Annotated in this window: 17 protein-coding genes; 6 read left to right on the forward strand and 11 right to left on the reverse strand. The window is 60.8% G+C overall.

The window, feature by feature from the left end:
* Positions 1-40 precede the first annotated feature (40 nt).
* On the reverse strand, positions 41-1,930 hold the full coding sequence (locus AC2GXZ_RS02270) for a M3 family oligoendopeptidase (RefSeq protein ID WP_483757498.1): 1,890 nt from the start codon (positions 1,928-1,930) through the stop codon (positions 41-43).
* Positions 1,931-2,132: 202 nt separating this feature from the next.
* On the opposite strand from AC2GXZ_RS02270, the gene AC2GXZ_RS02275 reads away from it, so the two are divergent.
* Complete coding sequence (locus AC2GXZ_RS02275; protein WP_483757499.1) at positions 2,133-3,692, forward strand: sigma-54-dependent transcriptional regulator; 1,560 nt, start codon at positions 2,133-2,135, stop codon at positions 3,690-3,692.
* A gap of 234 nt (positions 3,693-3,926) precedes the next feature.
* Positions 3,927-5,774, forward strand: a complete 1,848-nt coding sequence (locus AC2GXZ_RS02280) for a peptidoglycan L,D-endopeptidase MepK (protein ID WP_483758240.1) — start codon at positions 3,927-3,929, stop codon at positions 5,772-5,774.
* Positions 5,775-5,799: 25 nt separating this feature from the next.
* On the opposite strand, the gene AC2GXZ_RS02285 is transcribed toward AC2GXZ_RS02280, so the two are convergent.
* From AC2GXZ_RS02285 to AC2GXZ_RS02300, 4 genes are all read right to left on the reverse strand, one after another.
* The gene (locus AC2GXZ_RS02285) at positions 5,800-7,077 is read right to left on the reverse strand and encodes a flavin monoamine oxidase family protein (RefSeq protein WP_483757500.1); all 1,278 of its coding nucleotides are present in this window, start codon (positions 7,075-7,077) and stop codon (positions 5,800-5,802) included.
* A gap of 113 nt (positions 7,078-7,190) precedes the next feature.
* Positions 7,191-7,472: a DUF2312 domain-containing protein gene (locus AC2GXZ_RS02290; RefSeq protein ID WP_483757501.1), complete on the reverse strand. Its 282-nt coding sequence runs from the start codon at positions 7,470-7,472 to the stop codon at positions 7,191-7,193.
* Positions 7,473-7,677: 205 nt separating this feature from the next.
* Positions 7,678-7,986: a DUF1244 domain-containing protein gene (locus tag AC2GXZ_RS02295; RefSeq protein WP_483757502.1), complete on the reverse strand. Its 309-nt coding sequence runs from the start codon at positions 7,984-7,986 to the stop codon at positions 7,678-7,680.
* Positions 7,987-8,001: 15 nt separating this feature from the next.
* Positions 8,002-8,805 (reverse strand): N-formylglutamate amidohydrolase, encoded by an 804-nt coding sequence (locus tag AC2GXZ_RS02300; protein ID WP_483757503.1) that lies wholly within the window; start codon positions 8,803-8,805, stop codon positions 8,002-8,004.
* 322 nt (positions 8,806-9,127) lie between these two features.
* Here AC2GXZ_RS02300 and AC2GXZ_RS02305 point away from each other — a divergent pair, with 322 nt between their 5' ends.
* The 3 genes from AC2GXZ_RS02305 (at position 9,128) to AC2GXZ_RS02315 (ending at position 11,555) form a co-directional block, all read left to right on the forward strand.
* Positions 9,128-9,511, forward strand: coding sequence for a DUF1036 domain-containing protein (locus AC2GXZ_RS02305; RefSeq protein WP_483758241.1), 384 nt, complete (start codon positions 9,128-9,130; stop codon positions 9,509-9,511).
* Positions 9,511-10,950 carry a pyruvate kinase gene (gene pyk / locus AC2GXZ_RS02310; protein ID WP_483757504.1) on the forward strand — a complete coding sequence of 480 codons (1,440 nt, stop codon included), beginning with the start codon at positions 9,511-9,513 and terminating at the stop codon, positions 10,948-10,950. The genes AC2GXZ_RS02305 and pyk overlap by 1 nt, the downstream gene beginning before the upstream one ends.
* Positions 10,951-11,015: 65 nt before the next feature.
* On the forward strand, positions 11,016-11,555 hold the full coding sequence (locus tag AC2GXZ_RS02315; RefSeq protein ID WP_483757505.1) for a GNAT family N-acetyltransferase: 540 nt from the start codon (positions 11,016-11,018) through the stop codon (positions 11,553-11,555).
* Positions 11,556-11,566: 11 nt separating this feature from the next.
* Here AC2GXZ_RS02315 and AC2GXZ_RS02320 read toward each other — a convergent pair whose 3' ends face one another.
* Positions 11,567-12,505: a DMT family transporter gene (locus AC2GXZ_RS02320; RefSeq protein ID WP_483757506.1), complete on the reverse strand. Its 939-nt coding sequence runs from the start codon at positions 12,503-12,505 to the stop codon at positions 11,567-11,569.
* 94 nt (positions 12,506-12,599) lie between these two features.
* Here AC2GXZ_RS02320 and AC2GXZ_RS02325 point away from each other — a divergent pair, with 94 nt between their 5' ends.
* Positions 12,600-13,079: an Lrp/AsnC family transcriptional regulator gene (locus AC2GXZ_RS02325; RefSeq protein WP_483758242.1), complete on the forward strand. Its 480-nt coding sequence runs from the start codon at positions 12,600-12,602 to the stop codon at positions 13,077-13,079.
* A gap of 12 nt (positions 13,080-13,091) precedes the next feature.
* Here AC2GXZ_RS02325 and AC2GXZ_RS02330 read toward each other — a convergent pair whose 3' ends face one another.
* From AC2GXZ_RS02330 to purE, 5 genes are all read right to left on the reverse strand, one after another.
* Positions 13,092-14,129 carry an alpha/beta fold hydrolase gene (locus AC2GXZ_RS02330; RefSeq protein WP_483757507.1) on the reverse strand — a complete coding sequence of 346 codons (1,038 nt, stop codon included), beginning with the start codon at positions 14,127-14,129 and terminating at the stop codon, positions 13,092-13,094.
* 22 nt (positions 14,130-14,151) lie between these two features.
* On the reverse strand, positions 14,152-14,772 hold the full coding sequence (locus AC2GXZ_RS02335; RefSeq protein ID WP_483757508.1) for a tetratricopeptide repeat protein: 621 nt from the start codon (positions 14,770-14,772) through the stop codon (positions 14,152-14,154).
* Between the two features lie 90 nt (positions 14,773-14,862).
* The gene (gene ykgO, locus AC2GXZ_RS02340; RefSeq protein WP_006726873.1) at positions 14,863-14,988 is read right to left on the reverse strand and encodes a type B 50S ribosomal protein L36; all 126 of its coding nucleotides are present in this window, start codon (positions 14,986-14,988) and stop codon (positions 14,863-14,865) included.
* Between the two features lie 134 nt (positions 14,989-15,122).
* Positions 15,123-16,196: a 5-(carboxyamino)imidazole ribonucleotide synthase gene (locus tag AC2GXZ_RS02345; RefSeq protein WP_483757509.1), complete on the reverse strand. Its 1,074-nt coding sequence runs from the start codon at positions 16,194-16,196 to the stop codon at positions 15,123-15,125.
* Positions 16,193-16,687: a 5-(carboxyamino)imidazole ribonucleotide mutase gene (purE, locus tag AC2GXZ_RS02350; protein ID WP_483757510.1), complete on the reverse strand. Its 495-nt coding sequence runs from the start codon at positions 16,685-16,687 to the stop codon at positions 16,193-16,195. Before purE ends, AC2GXZ_RS02345 begins: the two co-directional genes overlap by 4 nt.
* Positions 16,688-16,694 lie beyond the last annotated feature (7 nt).

Consider the following 16,694-nt stretch of genomic DNA (forward strand, 5'->3'; position numbering starts at 1 on the left):
AATACGGCCGGGCTTTCCCGGCCGTATTGCTTTCAAGCTGTCAGGCGAGTTCCTTGTCCAGCGCATCCAGTTCGTCGATCAGGCCCTCGATCATCGACAGTCCCTTCGACCAGAAGGTCGGATCGGTGGCATCGAGGCCGAAGGGTTTGAGGAGTTCCGAATGGTGCTTGGTGCCGCCGGCCTTGAGGAGTTCGAAATACTTGTCCTGAAAACCTCCTATGCCGGAATTGGGAACCGCATTCTGGTAGACGGCGTAAAGCGAGTTCACCAGGCAGTCGCCGAAGGCATAGGCGTAGACATAAAAGGGTGAGTGGATGAAGTGGGGGATATAGGTCCACCAGCTCTCATACCCTGCCGATATCCTGATTGCCGGGCCAAGGCTTTCGGCCTGGACCGACAGCCACAATTCGCCGATCTGCTCGGATGTCAGCTCGCCGTCCTTGCGGGCCGTGTGGACCTTGCGTTCAAACTGGTAGAAGGCGATCTGGCGCACGACCGTGTTGATCATGTCCTCGACCTTCTGGGCGAGCATCGCCTTGCGCTCTCTCTTGTCTTTCGTCTTTTCCAGAAGCGCGCGGAAGGTCAGCATTTCGCCGAAGACGGAGGCGGTTTCGGCCAATGTCAATGGCGTCTGGCACATCAGGGCGCCCTGACCGCCGGCGAGAACCTGATGCACGCCATGGCCAAGTTCGTGAGCGAGCGTCATCACGTCGCGCGGTTTGCCGAGGTAGTTAACAAGAACATAAGGGTGAGCGGACGGGACTGTCGGATGGGCAAAGGCGCCCGGTGCCTTGCCCGGCCGTGCCGGTGCGTCGATCCACTCCTCGGTGAAAAAACGGCCGGCGATATCGGCCATTTCCGGGGCGAAGGCGCCATAGGCAGAGAGCACGGTATCCTTCGCCGTCTCCCATGGAATGACGGCTTTCGGCGATTCCGGAAGTGGCGCGTTGCGGTCCCAGTAGTTCAGTTGGTCGACACCGAGCCATTTCGCCTTCATCGCGTAATAGCGGTGGGAGAGGCGCGGATAGGCCGCCTGGACGGCTGCGGCAAGCGCGTCGACAACCTCACGCTCGACGCGGTTGGCCAAGTGGCGGCTGTCGGCGATGTCGTCGAAACCACGCCAGCGGTCCGAAATGTCCCGATCCTTGGCGAGCGTGTTGGTGATCAGGGTGAAGACGCGCAGGTTTTCGCCGAAGGTCTTCGACAGCGCCGCAGCGGCCTTGGCGCGGATAGCGGGATCGGCTTCCTGCAACATGTTGAGCGTCACTTCGAGGGGCTGTTTCTCGCCGTCGATATCGAAGCGCAGTTCCGCCATGGTCTCGTCGAACAACCGGTTGAATGCGGCAGAAGAGGTCATCGACTTTTCGAGGAACAGTTGTTCCAGCTTGTCGTCGAGCTGATAGGGCTTGTCCTTTCGAAGGTCGACGATCCACGGGCGGTAATGGCCGGCTGCCGGGTCACGATCCATGCAGGCGTCCATCACCGCATCTTCAACGCGGTTCAGTTCCAGTGCGAAGAACAGCAGATGCGAGGAAATGTCGGTAAGCTTTGCCTGGGCGTCACCGAAAAACTTGCCGTTTGCCGGGTCGGACGTGTCGGAGAAATAGGTGAGGCCGGCAAAGGAACCGATCTTGCCAAGCAGGTCGTCCAGCGCTTCGTATTCGTTCAGCGCTTCGCCGATCCCGCCCGTACCCGTCTTCGTTGCAGCTTCCGCGAGCTTGCCCTTCCATTTGCTTTCGAAGGCGAGGGCTTCCGTTTCCGATTTCTTCATATCTTCGGCAAAGGCGGGTGCGTCCCTGGATGTGTAGAGATCGGATAGTTTCCAGACCGGCAAAAGGCCGAGCGCAGGGTCGTTGGCCGCCTTGGCCGCGCCGCTGCCGGTCGCCGCTGCGGCAAAGGCGGTTCGGGGCTGCGCGATGCGTTTGGTCATGGTCTTTCCTTCCACTCAAATGGGCATTCACTTGGTGCCAGAGGGGTAGCATTTCGCCCCCGCGGTCGCCACCCGTCCGTTTTCCGTTCGGACGGTTAAAATGTGAGCTTTTCTCAAAAGGGGATGTTCAAGCCTTTCTGGCACAACCTTGAGCATAAGAGCCCGCAAAGGGTGCACGATGAACGTTGCCGGGAGTTAAAGCATGTCTGCTCATATCCTTGTGGTCGATGACGATCCCATTCAGCGCCGCCTTTTGAAGAATGCCGTGGAGCGACAGGGCTATGTCGCGCATCTTGCCGAAAACGGCAAAGTGGCGCTCGACTTCCTCAGCCGCACCAGCGGCGACGTCAATGTCATCGTGCTCGATCTGATGATGCCGGAAATGGATGGTCTGACCTTCCTTGCAGCGCTGCGGGAGATGGGCATTCATACGCCGGTCATCGTCCAGACCGGTCAAGGCAGCATCGATTTCGTCGTCCAGGCGATGCGGGCAGGGGCTTTCGACTTCGTGGTCAAGCCGGTTTCGCCGGAACGGATTGCGACGTCGATCGCCAATGCGCTCAAGCTCGATCATCGCGAAGGCAAGTCGAAGGTCGGACGCCGCCGTGCCGGCGTTGTCGGCTTCAACGATATCGTGTCGGCCAGCCCGGACATGCTGAGGGTCATCGATCTGGCGCAGCGCGCTGCCCATTCCAATATCCCCGTGGTGCTGGAAGGCGAATCCGGTGTCGGCAAGGAAATGATCGCACGGGCCATCCAGTCGTCCAGCGACCGCGCCGGCAAACCTTTCATCACCGTCAACTGTGGGGCAATTCCCGCCAATCTGGTCGAGAGCATTCTGTTCGGCCATGAGAAGGGTGCCTTTACCGGTGCTACCGAACGTCACACCGGAAAGTTCGTCGAAGCGGATGGCGGCACGCTGTTCCTTGACGAAATCGGCGACCTGCCGCTCGAAGTGCAGGTCAAGCTGCTGCGCGCCGTGCAGCAGGGCGAGATCGAGACCGTCGGTGCCGGCCGGGTTCACAAGGTCAATGTGCGGCTGATTTCGGCGACCAACAAGGACCTGATCGAAGAGGTTCGGGCCGGCCGTTTCCGCGAGGATCTCTATTATCGCCTCAATGTGTTCCCGATCACCATTCCCGCCCTGCGCCGCCGCAAGGAGGATGTTCCGCATCTGGTGCGGGTGTTTGCCGAGCGTTTCTCGGTCGAGCAGAAGCTGCCGCACAATCTCAGTGTCAGCGCCGGTGCCATGGCCCTGCTGACCGCCTATGACTGGCCGGGCAATATCAGGCAGCTGGAAAACGCCATATTCCGGGCCATCGTTCTGGCGGAAGGTGACGAGCTTACCGAACTCGATTTCCCGCAGATTGCCGCGCAGGTGCCGGAATTCCGCACCGCGGAGCTTGCGGCGACCGGGACAGGTGCTGCAATTTCGTTCGACACGCAGGTGGTTCGCCCGCTGTCGGTCGATCCGGGGTTTCCCCAGCCGATGATGCCGCAGCGTTCGATGCGGCCTGATCCCCGGGCGCTTCTGGCAGCCGCCTATCCGGCGTCGGACAATGTCATCATCAGCACCGATGATGCGGGTGAAGTGCGCAAGCTTGCCGATGTCGAAGAAGAGCTGATCCGCTTCGCGCTGAAGTTCTATCGCGGCCAGATGAGCCAGGTGGCGCGGAAACTCGGCATCGGCCGTTCGACGCTTTACCGCAAGCTCAAGGATTATGGAATCGATCCCGACGATCCGCTCAAGGAAGCCGCCTGAGACACCGGTCAACGGAGGCTTTACGGTCCCTCGATTAGAGAGAGTTAATTTTCAGGCAAGCAAAGCATGGCAATTTCTGTCAATCTCTCTTTAGCACATCATTGACTATAGGAGAGATGCTTGTACATGTGTGGCAAATTTGCCATCGTGTGACCGCAATTGTCAGTCATTGAGACGACGAGGGACGTTGTCTGCCAGACGGGGATCGCTTTGCCTGAACTGAATGCAAAAGAAGTGCCCTTGGACACGAGCGTTCGCGCATTCGTCGCCAAGGCCTTTCAATCGCTGGCCAAGCGCGTCTCCACGGGCGTGGCGGTTGCAGTCGTTGCGGCATTCGCATGGTCTGCTTGCGTGGCCGAAGCTGCCGCCGAGGACCGTAGCCTCAAGCTTTATTTCATCCATACCGGCGAAAAGGCCGTCATCACCTTCAAGCGCAATGGCCGATTCGACCCGAAGGGGCTGGCGCAGATCAACCAGTTCCTGCGCGACTGGCGCAAGAACGAGCCGACGAAGATGGACCCGCGGCTTTTCGATCTGGTCTGGGAAGTCTACCGGCGCAGCGGCGCGACGGACTATATCCACGTGGTTTCGGCCTACCGTTCTCCCGGCACCAATAACATGCTGCGCACCCGTACGCGCTATACCGGTGTCGCCAAGAACAGCCAGCATATGCTCGGCAAGGCGATGGACTTCTATATCCCCGGGGTGAAGCTTGCGACGCTCAGAGCGCTTGCTATGCAGATGCAGGTCGGCGGCGTCGGCTTTTATCCGACATCCGGTTCGCCCTTTGTGCATCTCGATGTCGGCGGCGTGCGTGCCTGGCCGCGGATGAGCCGTGACGAACTGGTGAAGATCTTCCCGAAGGGCAATACGCTGCATCTGCCGGCTGACGGACAGCCGTTGCCGGGCTACGAGCAGGCTTTGGCTGATTACAAGAAACGCGTTGGTTCCGACTCGATCCAGATTGCCTCGACGGCAGGTGGTGTGCCAGCCGAGCGCAAGCGTCGCGGTTTCCTTGCGACGCTGTTTGGCGGCGGTGGCGCTGACGAGGCGGAAGACAATAGCGAAAGCGATGCACCGGTCATTGCTTCGCGGTCGTCCGGCTCCGCCGCAAGGCCGGCCGATGCCGAGGATGAGGCTCCCGCCGCAGCACCGGCCGCACCGGTCATGGTTGCAGCCGTCGAGCCGCAGCAGCCACAGAACATCACGGCGCCAGTTCCGGCATCGCGCCCCGCCTTCCGCCAGGATGGTCCGGGGGCACTCGCCACGGCGCTCTACTCGCAGCAGCGTAACCCGGCTCAAGAGGCGCTCGCCCTTCAGGCGGCCGCAGCCGAGGCCGCGCAGCAGAAGGGCACCGAATTCGCCGATCTGTCGAAATATACCGTTCCGGTTCCGACTTTGCTTGGCGCTCGTGGCCTCAAGGCGGATGCGGATACGTCGACGATGATGGCGTCGCTTGGCGCCGTTCCGAGCTCTCTGGAGCAGATGGCTTCGGTGCCGCTTCCTGCTCATCGCCCTGCTGCCCCGCAGATGGCGGCATTGGTTGCCGCGCCGATCGAACGGCCGCAGGAACAGGCGCTGACGCCGGAACTCGTGGCTGCTCTCTCAAGCAGCGTAGACACCGAGCAGCGCAAGCCGGCTGTCGCTGCGGCAAGCGTGCGCCCGGTCGCCAATACGGCGCAGGTCGCTCAGCCCGTTCCCGTTGCCGCTCCGGCGCGCAAGCCGATGGAAGTGGCGTCCCTGCCGCAGAAGGTCATTCAGGGATCGGCGGGTTCCAAACAGTTCGGTGATGTCTTCGATACACCGAAATGGGTTGCCGCGGCGGCGGCTGCCGTTCCGACCAAGGGTGGCCGCTCGACTAAACCGGCAATGGCTCCGGCCTCGGGCAACCTGACGAAGGATTCGCTGGAACGATGGGCGCTGGATAACAAGAGGTCCGGCGATGTGGTTTCGATGAAGGCACCGCGGGTCGTGACCCGGACGCTGAACGGCGAATATTCCGCTGCCTATGCCAGTGACGGTTTCCGTCCGGTATCCGACACGGTGAAGATCGATCCAAGCCGTTTCAGCGGGTCGAACTAAGCGTCATCTCCAGTAAATCCGTGGTTTATGACTGCCGGCGCAGTGCTGCCAGCACCGATGCGGCTGCCTGCCGGCCGGCGACAATGGCGCCTTCGACATAACCGGGAAATGACGGCGACAGTTCCGAACAGGCAAAGCGCAGGCGCGGCAGGCCTTCGAGAAGAACGGCCTCGGCATCGGTGGCATCGAGATCGGTGATGACGTCGCTATAGGCCCCATCGCTCCAGGCATCGTTGACCCAGTCGCGTATGCAGATCGATGTCGGGCGTTTTGCTTCCTCGCCCAGTGCCGCAGATAATTCGCCGGTGACGAAGGCCGCAAGGTCGGCCTGCGGCCTGTGATGCCAGTCGGATGCGAGCGGGCCTCCGAGGAAAACGACGATGCCCGAATAGGCGTCATGGCTGGTGTCGAAGGCATACATTCCCTGCGGATCGCTCCACATCACGGAGCCGCTCAGCCCTTTCTGTCGCCAAAATGGGCTTGCGTAGCCGATCAACAGCTTTATGGCGCAGCCGGGTTCCCAGGCCGCCAGTGCTTTCGAGAGCCGGTCTGGAATGGCCGGTGATATCTCGATCCGCCGGGCCATCACCGGCGGCACGGCAAGCACAACCTGCCTTGCGGTGCGAGCCCTGCCATCGATGTCGACCTCGACGGCATCCTGCATGATGGTGATGGATGTGGCGGGTTGAGATAACCGCAGGCGGTCGCCGAGGCCTATAGCCAGCGTCTCGGCCAAAGCGTGCATCGTGTCGCCCAGGAACATTTCGAGTTCCGGGTAGACGTTGGTGATGCGACGGTCGTTCGATACCAGATAGGCAAGCGACACATCTTCCGGCGCGCGACACCAGAGACCCTTGACCAGGCGGCGGAAGGAACCGGTTATTTCGGGGGCAACGTCCGTCTGCCGGTCTATCCACTGACCAACGGTCAGGCGGGCAAGGGAAGGCTCGGCCATGTCGAGTGACAGCATCTTTTGGCGCAACCGGTCCACGCCGTCCCAGATTGCGTCTCCCGTTGCCGTCGGGACAACCGGACGGTAGGCCTGATTGCCCTCTATGTGGGAAAAGACCGTGCGTGCTCCATGCTGCCGTGCGGTCTGCATCAGGTTGGTCATGTCCCGGCAGAGAAACTGGCCGCCGGTATCCACCCGTGTGCCATCGGGCAAATATTCAGATTCGACCCGTCCGCCGACCCGGTTGCGGGCCTCGATGGTGATCACGTCGCATCCGGCCTCCAGCAGCGCGAGTGATGCCGTAAGACCAGTAAAACCTGCACCAATGACGATAACATCGTGGTCTGCCATGAAAAACTCGCGGAACGCGGCATGTGGAGCGATTGTCGGCAGGCTTGCTGCGCAAGTCTCACAGCGGGCGAAACAAAAAAGCCCGCCTCAAGGGGCGGGCTTTGATAAGCAGATCAGGCTGCGGCTTCTTCGTCGTCCGTCGAATCACTCGGGATCATGCCGAGCGCGCTGAGATAGGTGTCGAGGATCAGATCCTCTTCCATGCGCTCCTGGTCGTCCTTTTTGCGAAGGGCGATGACCTTCTTCATGATCTTGGTGTCGTAACCCATCGACTTGGCTTCGCCATAGACATCCTTGATGTCGTCGGCGATCGTCTTTTTCTCTTCTTCAAGTCGTTCAATGCGCTCGATAAAAGCGCGGAGTTGGTCGCGGGCGACGCCATGAGCATCAGACATCGGTGTCTCCTGATGATGAAAATTGTCTCTTAGAGCATTTCCGCCTTTCTTCGAAACGCGAAACAGCTCCATTTCCTGTCTATCGCAAATCCGGACGCAAAACCGGTTTCCACTTTTGCTGGACTTGCTCTGAGTGCTGGTCAAGTGCCGAAAAGCGGGCCTGAGGTCAAGCCCAATCAATCACCGTTGCCATTTCAGGCCTGCATCATTGATGGGCAGGCTTGTTCGTCTCGAATGCGGTTTTTTGAGTGTCGGTCGCCTCCTTCTGGTGAAGCTCCTTCCAGTCCTCATAAGACATGCCGTAGACGATTTCGCGCGAGGCATCCTTGGACAGGTCGATTCCGGCGTCGACCGCTGCGTCCCGGTACCAGTTCGACAGGCAGTTGCGGCAGAAGCCTGCGAGATTCATCATGTCGATATTCTGCACGTCGCTGCGTTCGCGCAGATGCCCGACAAGGCGGCGGAAAGCGGCGGCCTCGAATTCCATCTGCTGCTGTTTGGTGAGCTCGGTCATGGGTGCCTTTCCCGTTCATTGCGAACCTGCCGGATAAGGGCCGGTTCGCGATGGAAATATCCTATAGTCGTGCAATGTGGGGTCGGCACTCAGCGAGGTGAAGATCGGTGCCAGTCTTTGTGCCCATTCATCCATGCCCGCGTCGTCGCCGATCAGGTCCTGGCGGACCTCGAGAAGGGCATGGGGAATGCCCGGCAGCATGCAATGGCGATACATCGTGTCGCCCTTCAAGGCGCCGTCATAGGGCTCGTTGTCGCCGACAACGATATCGCCAGGCTCCCGTAGCATTGAGAGGAAGGGTATCACTGCCCGGTCGTCGCTGTCCCACAGGACGGCTGCATGCCAGGGGCGGGCAAAATCTTTCCAGAAGGGCGTGAATGAATGCAGCGAGAGGACAAGCGGCGCTTTGCCGGAGGCTGCCGCCGTCTCTGCTATCGTCCGTTCCACGGCCTTGTGATAGGGGCGGTGGTAAGTGTCCAGCCGGAACTGCCATTCCTCATCGGTGATCGGGTGATTGCCGGGAATGATCGCACCGTCTGAGATCTTCATGACCAGCGTCGGGTCGTCCTCACCGCGGTTCGGATCGATCAGCAGGCGCGAGAAGCAGCCGAGCACGGCTGGAACGCCAAGCATGGCCGCCAATCTTCGTGTGAGGCCTTCGACGCCGATGTCGAAGGCGATGTGGCGGAGGAAGGCACTGTCGGCGAGCCCAAGGCTGCCATATCGGGGCGGAAGGCGGTTCATCGCGTGGTCTGCGACGAGCACCATGCCTTTGTCATAGTCGCCTTCTATGATCTCGAAAGGTTGGAATTCCTGCATGCTTAAGTTCATTTCAAACGATTATTTTGTGACTTTGGTGATCGTAAGGTGGATGGTCCGGTGCAAGATAAGACGCTGGGAACTGGCAATAAGCAAGGCCGGACAAGGATATAGAACTATTTCGAGCAGGCGTAGCGGCAGGGCGCCGCAATCAACTACAGCTTCGTTGACTTTCTGCCCGTTGCGCGCGAGAAAGTGCCTCCACGATAACCATGGAGTCCTGACGGAAACCGTGCCGATAAAATCCATTAAAATTTATCTCCGTTCGCTGCTTTCCGTTCCGGCGGGTGCTTTTGCTTTATGTGCTGGCGGCCCGCTTCTCATGGCTTCTCCGGCCCATGCCGATTTCCGCGTCTGTAATGGCACGCAGAATCTCGTCGGCGTGGCCATCGGTTATCGTGCCCAGGATGGTTGGAATACCGAAGGATGGTGGCAGGTTCCTGCCTCCACCTGCGCGACGCTGATCGAAGGGGAACTGAAGTCACGTTATTATTATCTTTATGCCGAGGACTCTGCCCGTGGAGGGCGGTGGACCGGCAATATCAATATGTGCGTCGCCGAGAACGAATTTAAAATCGTCGGCGTCAATGATTGTTTCGCCCGTAGCTACCAGCGCATGGGTTTCAAAGAGTATGATACGGGTCGTCAGGGAAGCTGGATGGTCCAGCTTTCGGACACGCCCGGTACGCAAGAAGGCCAAAATTGATGAGGCGTAACCGCAAAGTAAAGATCCTTGCCACGCTCGGTCCGGCTTCCTCCGAAGAGGAGATGATCCAGAAGCTGCACGAGGCCGGGGCAGACCTGTTCCGCATCAACATGAGCCATGCAAGCCATGATATGATGCGCACGTTGATCGAGCGCATCCGCTCTGTTGAGAAAAAGTCCGGCAGACCGATCGGTATTCTCTGTGACCTGCAGGGGCCGAAGCTTCGGGTTGGCAAGTTCGCCAACACGAAAGTGACCCTGACGCCGGGCCAGACATTCACGCTCGACAATAACGAAGCGCCGGGTGACGAAAACCGCGTCTATCTTCCGCATCCGGAAATCCTCGAAGCCGTCAAGGCCGGCGACCGTCTGTTGATCGACGACGGCAAGCTGGCGCTGAAGGCTGTGGAATCCGATGGCAAGAGGATCGTCTGCACCGTTGTTGCCGGTACCAGCATTTCCGACCGCAAGGGCGTCAGCCTGCCCGATACCCTGCTCACTGCCGGCGTCCTGACCGACAAGGACCGCGCCGATCTCGACGCGGTTCTCGCAACGGAAGATGCCGACTGGGTCGCGCTGTCCTTCGTGCAGCGCCCGGAAGATCTGGCGGAAGTGCGCAAGATCGCGCGCGGTCGCGTCGGCATCATGTCGAAGATCGAAAAGCCGCAGGCGCTTGAGCGTATCGACGAAATCATCGAGCTTTCCGATGCCGTGATGGTGGCCCGTGGCGACCTTGGCGTGGAAATGCCGATCGAGATGGTGCCCGGCATCCAGAAGCAGCTGACCCGCGCCTGCCGCCGTGCAGGCAAGCCGGTCGTGGTTGCCACCCAGATGCTGGAATCGATGATCACCGCTCCGGTTCCGACCCGCGCCGAAGTCTCCGACGTGTCTATCGCCGTCTTCGAAGGCGCCGATGCGATCATGCTGTCCGCTGAGTCCGCATCCGGCCAGTATCCGGTCGAATCGGTATCGATGATGGCGTCGATCGCACATCAGGTGGAGCAGGACCCGCTTTACCCCAGCATCATCTACGCGCAGCGCGCCACGCCGGAAGCAACCGGTGCGGACGCGATTTCGCTCGCAGCCCGCCAGATTGCCGAAACGCTGAAGCTTGCCGCGATCGTGACCTATACCTCGTCGGGCACGACCGGCCTGCGCGCCTCGCGTGAGCGTCCAAATGTGCCGATCCTGGCGCTGTCCCCCAATGTCAAGACGGCTCGCCGGCTTGCTGTCTGCTGGGGCCTGCACTGCGTCGTCACCCATGACGCAACCGATCTCGACGACATGGTGAACCGCGCCTGCCGCATCACCGCACGCGAGGAGTTGGGCAAGCCGGGCGACCGGATCATCATCTCGGCCGGTGTGCCGCTCGGTACGCCGGGCTCCACCAACATGCTGCGCATCGCCTATATCGGCGCTGACGGCGTATCCGGTACCTGATCTCTGATCACTAAAATATCGCGAACGGCCGGAGCAATCCGGCCGTTTTGCTTTGGAGAAGCAAGATGTCGGCAAACGATTTTTCCCCTGCAATCATGCCGGTGATCGAAACGGCACGCCTTCGCCTGCGCTCTCCACACATCGGCGACTGGCCGACTTATGCCGCATTCATGGCCTCGGATCGGGCCGTGCATATGGGGGGTCCCTATGGCGAGGCTGCTGCCTGGGGGCTGTTCTGTCATGATGTAGCGCAATGGCCGCTGATGGGGCACGGTTCGCTGATGGTGGATGAGCTGACAAGCGGAACCTGCGTCGGGCAGGTCTGTATCAATGCCGGTCCGCTTTTTCCAGAGCACGAATTGGGTTGGCTGCTCTATGCCGGTTTCGAGGGCAAGGGATATGCCCTGGAGGCGGCAGCGGCGCTGAAGACCTGGGCATTTGAGGTTGCGGGTTTGAAGATGCTGGTGAGTTATATCCACCGGGACAATTGCAGTTCCCGCCGCCTGGCTGAACGGCTGGGTGCCGTGCCGGATGGAACCGCGCAACGGCATGACCCGAATGATCTGGTCTACAGGCATGCCGGGCCGGAGTCGCCGAAGTTATAACCAGCCGCCCTCTACGTCCCAGGATGAGGTGGCCGTTGGTGACGGCCTGCCGTCGGGGTGTTCACGACGAACGCCCTGATGCCGAGCCCGACGCCGACTATCTGCAGGGCGCAGCCGCACCATTCCGCTACGGCTGGCCATCGGCTGTCATAGAGGAAGCCATAGAACAGGCCGAAGACCGTCTCGGCGACAATCAATTGCGCCGCAAGCGCCAAAGGCAGGCGGCGTGAGGCGATGGCCCATAACCATGTGGCCAGCCATGACCCGGCAAGCCCCATGACGAGTGCCCAGGCCAGAAACCTTCCGGTCCCCTGCGATGTCTCGCCGAAGCTTGCAAGCGGCAGGAGGCAGAAGCCGCCAAACGCTGCGCCAATGCCCTGCAGGCCTGTCCAGCGGAGACTGTCCGGGGCATCGGCCCCCCGCATCACACGGGCATTCGCCAGCCCGTAGGCGACCCAGATTACCAGTGCCAGAATGGCGGCGACAACGCCTGCCGGAATATCCCATCGCCCGCCGGTGGAGCACGAGGCGAGGGCCTCGGCATTGACCAACAGCAGCCCGCCCAGGATCAATGTCATCGGCAGTGCCAGCATCCGCCATTGCGCGGCATTCTCGCCACGGTTGGCGATCAGCGCGGTAACCAGCGGCATCGTGCCGATGATCATCGGCGGCAGGGCCGGCCCCGCCAGCTTCACCGCATAGGCCGCGCAGACAAAATAACCGACATAACCAAGGCCGCCAAGCATCAGGCCGAGCGCGATGCGACGCTTGGGGAAACCGGTCGGCCGAAAGCGTTGATCCAGCATCAGGATGAGGCTCGCGGCGCCGAATATTCCGTAGCGGGCAATCGTGAGGTCGATGGTGCTGAATGGTTCGACCGCCTTGGGTGCCACGAAGGTGAGGCCCCAAAGCGCACAGGTGACAAGCCCCGCCAGAATGCCGATCAGCATGGAAACAGACCTCCAATAAACGAGGAGGTAATGTGAAAGGTGATGCCGGTAATTTCTATGGATGAACACAGGCAGCTATGCCATTCTTCCCCACATGAAGAAGGTAGATAAAGGTAATTCCCTTCGATCTGAAAAAGCGGTGTTGGATCCAGTCGATGCACGACTGCTGACGCTGCTCGATGACGATGCGCGTCTGCCCATGTCGGAACTGGCGCGGGCCGTTGGTCTGTCGGCACCAAGCGTGGCCGAGCGCGTCAAACGGCTCATCGCAGATGGTATTATCCGCAACTTCACGCTTGAGGTTGGTAGCCGCGCGCTCGGTTATCAGATCCGGGCTATGGTTCGCATCCGGCCGCTGCCGGGAAAGCTGCATCTCGTCGAACGGATTATCCAGGACACTCCGCAGTTTATCGAATGCGACAAGATAACCGGCGACGATCCGTTTCTCGCCCGTCTCGTCGTTCACTCCATCGAGGAAATGGACGATGTGCTTGAAAAGCTTTCGGAGCATGCGGTGACAAGTACCGCGGTCATCAAGGGTACATCGGTAAAACGCCGGCTGCCGCCGATTTGAGGTGATCTCTGTTCAGTTGTTATCGATGGCCATGCCGATCGTCTGCGGGTTCTGGACGCCGGCGCGGGTGAGTCGGGTTTCCGCCTTTCTGGCCAGGGACTGCAGGTCGCGATCCTGCCCGGACAGCTTTTCGATGGCGGCTATGACGACGTCGGTGACGACGTAGTCCGGCTTGTGTCCGAGATGGTGGACCATCACCAGTTCCGAGCCTGTTATCTCGCTGGCCAGCCCCTGCGAGTGGATTTCCTGCAGAACGATCGGGTCGCTATCGCCGGTGATGATGACCGTCGGTGCGGTGATTTCCCGATAGCGCGGGGCGATCCGGGTAACATAGGAGTTGAGGCTGGCGACGTCGACCGCATTGTTGCGGAAGTTGTCCGGGCGCAGCACCAGTGCCGGTGCGCCCTGCTGGACATACCGGTCACGGCGCTGGTTGGGGCTGAACACGGCATTCGTTGCGCCGTTCATAAGAACCAGTCCAACAGGCAGGCTCAAGCTGCGCGTGAACCACCAGCCGAGATAGGGCGTGGACGCGACATTATAGTACCAGTCGACGCCGCCTGGCCATGGATGGGTTGCGGGTGCCAGAAACAGCAGGCCGGCGGTCTTTTCCGGATGAAAGACCGCAAAACTTGCAGCAATCGCGCCGCCGAGGGAATGGCCGACAATGATGGCGCGGTCGATACCCCTGATTTCCATCAGCCTTGCGATCGCCGCCGCCTGTCCATCCGGAAAGTCGTTTTCCGGGCCGCCACGCTCGGAATAACCGTGGCCGGGACGGTCGATGAAGAGAAGTTCGGCGCGGCCTTCCAGTGCGCTACGGAACGCTGTTTCCTGGTCGCGGAGGTTACCGCTGGCGCCATGGATGAAGACGATCGGAGGGAGTGTCGGTGAAGGCGGTCCGGGCAGGTGCAGCGCATTGATCCGGTATCCGCCGATATCAGTCAGTTCGCCGTGGTTGGGAAAGCGCCGCTCGATCCGTGCCGACTGCCACGCGGTGAAACCGAAAACGGCTGCAAGGATTGCAAGAAAGGCCAGTGCGGGGATCATGCAGGGAGGGCCGCGGAATAGCTCAAGTGCGGCTGCCGGCGATCTTCTCGGACAGCTTGTTCACCGCCTCCTGTGCATCCCGATCGGCGGGATAGACCTCCAGATATCGCTCCCAGGCCTTCAGCGCCAGCTGATCGTCTCCGGCTTCCGTCAGGATGCCCGCCATCCCGGCAAGCGCCCCGAAGTGACGGGGCTCGCGCTTCAGAACCTCGGCAATGTCGGCCATCGATTTGCGGGTATCACCCATCGTGTAATGCAGCGTAGCGCGTCTGTTCCAGCCCTCGGTATAGGCGGGATCGATCAGTGTCACGCGATCGAGGAAATCGAGCGCCGCCGCGGTGTTCTTCTTCTTGATCGCATCGGCAGACCATTGCATCAGCAAATTGACCGTCGCGCTGTCCGAATCGTTGATGTCGGCAATGATCTGGTTGGCGATGCCGCGGGCCTTTTCCGGGTTGCGCTCGCGCTTCAGGGCGTCGAAGAGCGCATCGATCGGCTTTGTGGTCGGATTGGTTGTGGCAGTCGGCACTGTCGCCGATGCTTGCGGGGCCGCGGCCGGCGCGTCCTGCGGTGCCTGTGCGTAGGCTGCCGAAACCAAGGCGGCCAGGATCAGAATCGGAGTGCTTAAAAGCAAATAGCGCATCCGGATAAGCTAATCCGGATGCGCCAAAGGTCAAAGCAGAATTGTCGCGCTATCGACAATTTGATCGCCGACGAATGCCGGCGCTCCAAATCAGCCCTGGCGGGCCTTGAAGCGGGGGTTCTGCTTGTTGATGATGTAAATGCGGCCCTTGCGGCGAACCAGACGGTTATCGCGGTGACGAGCCTTCAGCGCCTTAAGCGAGTTCTTGATCTTCATTGTACTGGTCCAGCAGTCTGTGGGCTCATAGAGCCGCTTGTCTCTAACAATCGAAAGCGCGCCGCCTAGTCAGGAGATAAGGGGCGCGCCTCAGGTTGGGGTGCAGATAACCCGAGGCGTCTTGCGTGTCAACCTTATGACGATGTTTTACGGCCCTTCAATTCGGTGACATGCCCCATTTTGCGGCCCGGACGGGCTTCGGCCTTGCCGTAGAGGTGGACGAGCACGTCCTTTCTGGCGAGCCAATCCGGTAGCGCCAGAATGTCGTCACCGATCAGGTTGGTCATCACGCAGTCGGAATGGCGGTTCGGATCACCGAGTGTGAAACCGGCGACCGCACGCATATGCTGCTCGAATTGCGAGACAACGCAGGCAGCCTCCGTCCAGTGGCCGGAATTATGGACGCGCGGGGCGATCTCGTTGGCGATCAGCGTGCCGTCGGCCATGGCGAAGAATTCCATGCCGATGACGCCGACATAATCCAGCGCCGCAAGCAACTTCTCGGCGGCCTCAAGGGCTGTTGCCGCAGCCTGGTCCGAAATGCTGGCGGGCAGGGTGGATGTGTGCAGGATGCCGTTGCGGTGGATGTTTTCCGCCGGATCGTAGCAGCGGATCGTGCCGTCTTTGGCGCGTGCGGCGATGATCGACATCTCGCGCTCGAAGGGGACGAAGCTTTCGAGAATCAGCGGAACCGAGCCAAGTGCCTCATAGATGCCTGCGGGCGAATCGCCGGTCGAACGGAAGACATGCTGTCCTTTGCCGTCGTAACCGAGGCGGCGGGTTTTCAGCACGCCCTTGCCGCCGAAATCGGCAAGTGCTGTTTCCAGATCCTGCTGGCTGTCGACGGCGTGGAAACGGGCCGTCTCGATGCCGCAATCGTTGAGGAAGCGCTTTTCGACCAGACGGTCCTGGGCGACTTCCAGCGCCTTCGACGGCGGGTAGACGGGCACGGAACGCTCGAGCGTTTCGGCAGCGGAGACCGGCACGTTCTCGAATTCATAGGTGACGACGTCGCAGAGCTTTGCCAGTTCGGCGAGTGCTGCGGGATCGTCATAGGCCGCAGTAATCTGCTGATTGGCGACCTGGGCTGCCGGGCAATCGACCTGCGGCTCGAGAATGATGGTGCGCAGGTTCAGCCTGGCTGCCGCCATGGCCAGCATGCGGCCAAGCTGGCCGCCGCCGATAATGCCGATCGTCTGCATGCTCATGCTTCATCCATGGGGTATTCGGCGACCGCTTCGCTCTGGCGAGCGCGCCATTCGTCCAGCCGGTAGGCGATGTCTTCGTCCGAGAGCGCCAGGACGGCGGCGGCCAGCAATGCGGCGTTGACCGCGCCAGCCCGGCCGATCGCAAGCGTGCCGACCGGGATGCCGGCCGGCATCTGGACGATCGACAGGAGGCTGTCCTGGCCGGACAGGGCCTTGGACTGGACGGGAACACCAAAGACCGGCAGCGGCGTCATAGAGGCGGCCATGCCGGGCAGGTGGGCGGCCCCGCCGGCACCGGCGATGATGACCTGAAAACCTGCATCGCGTGCGCTCTTGGCGAAATTGAACAGTCGTTCGGGCGTCCGATGTGCTGAAATGATGCGCGCCTCGTAGTCGATTTCGAGGGCATCGAGGGTTTCGGCAGCGTTCTTCATGGTCTCCCAGTCGGACTGGCTACCCATGATGATGGCGACGGGCGGTGTCTCGGCCATGGTGACG

This window comes from Aliirhizobium sp. YIM B11859 (assembly GCF_057163345.1).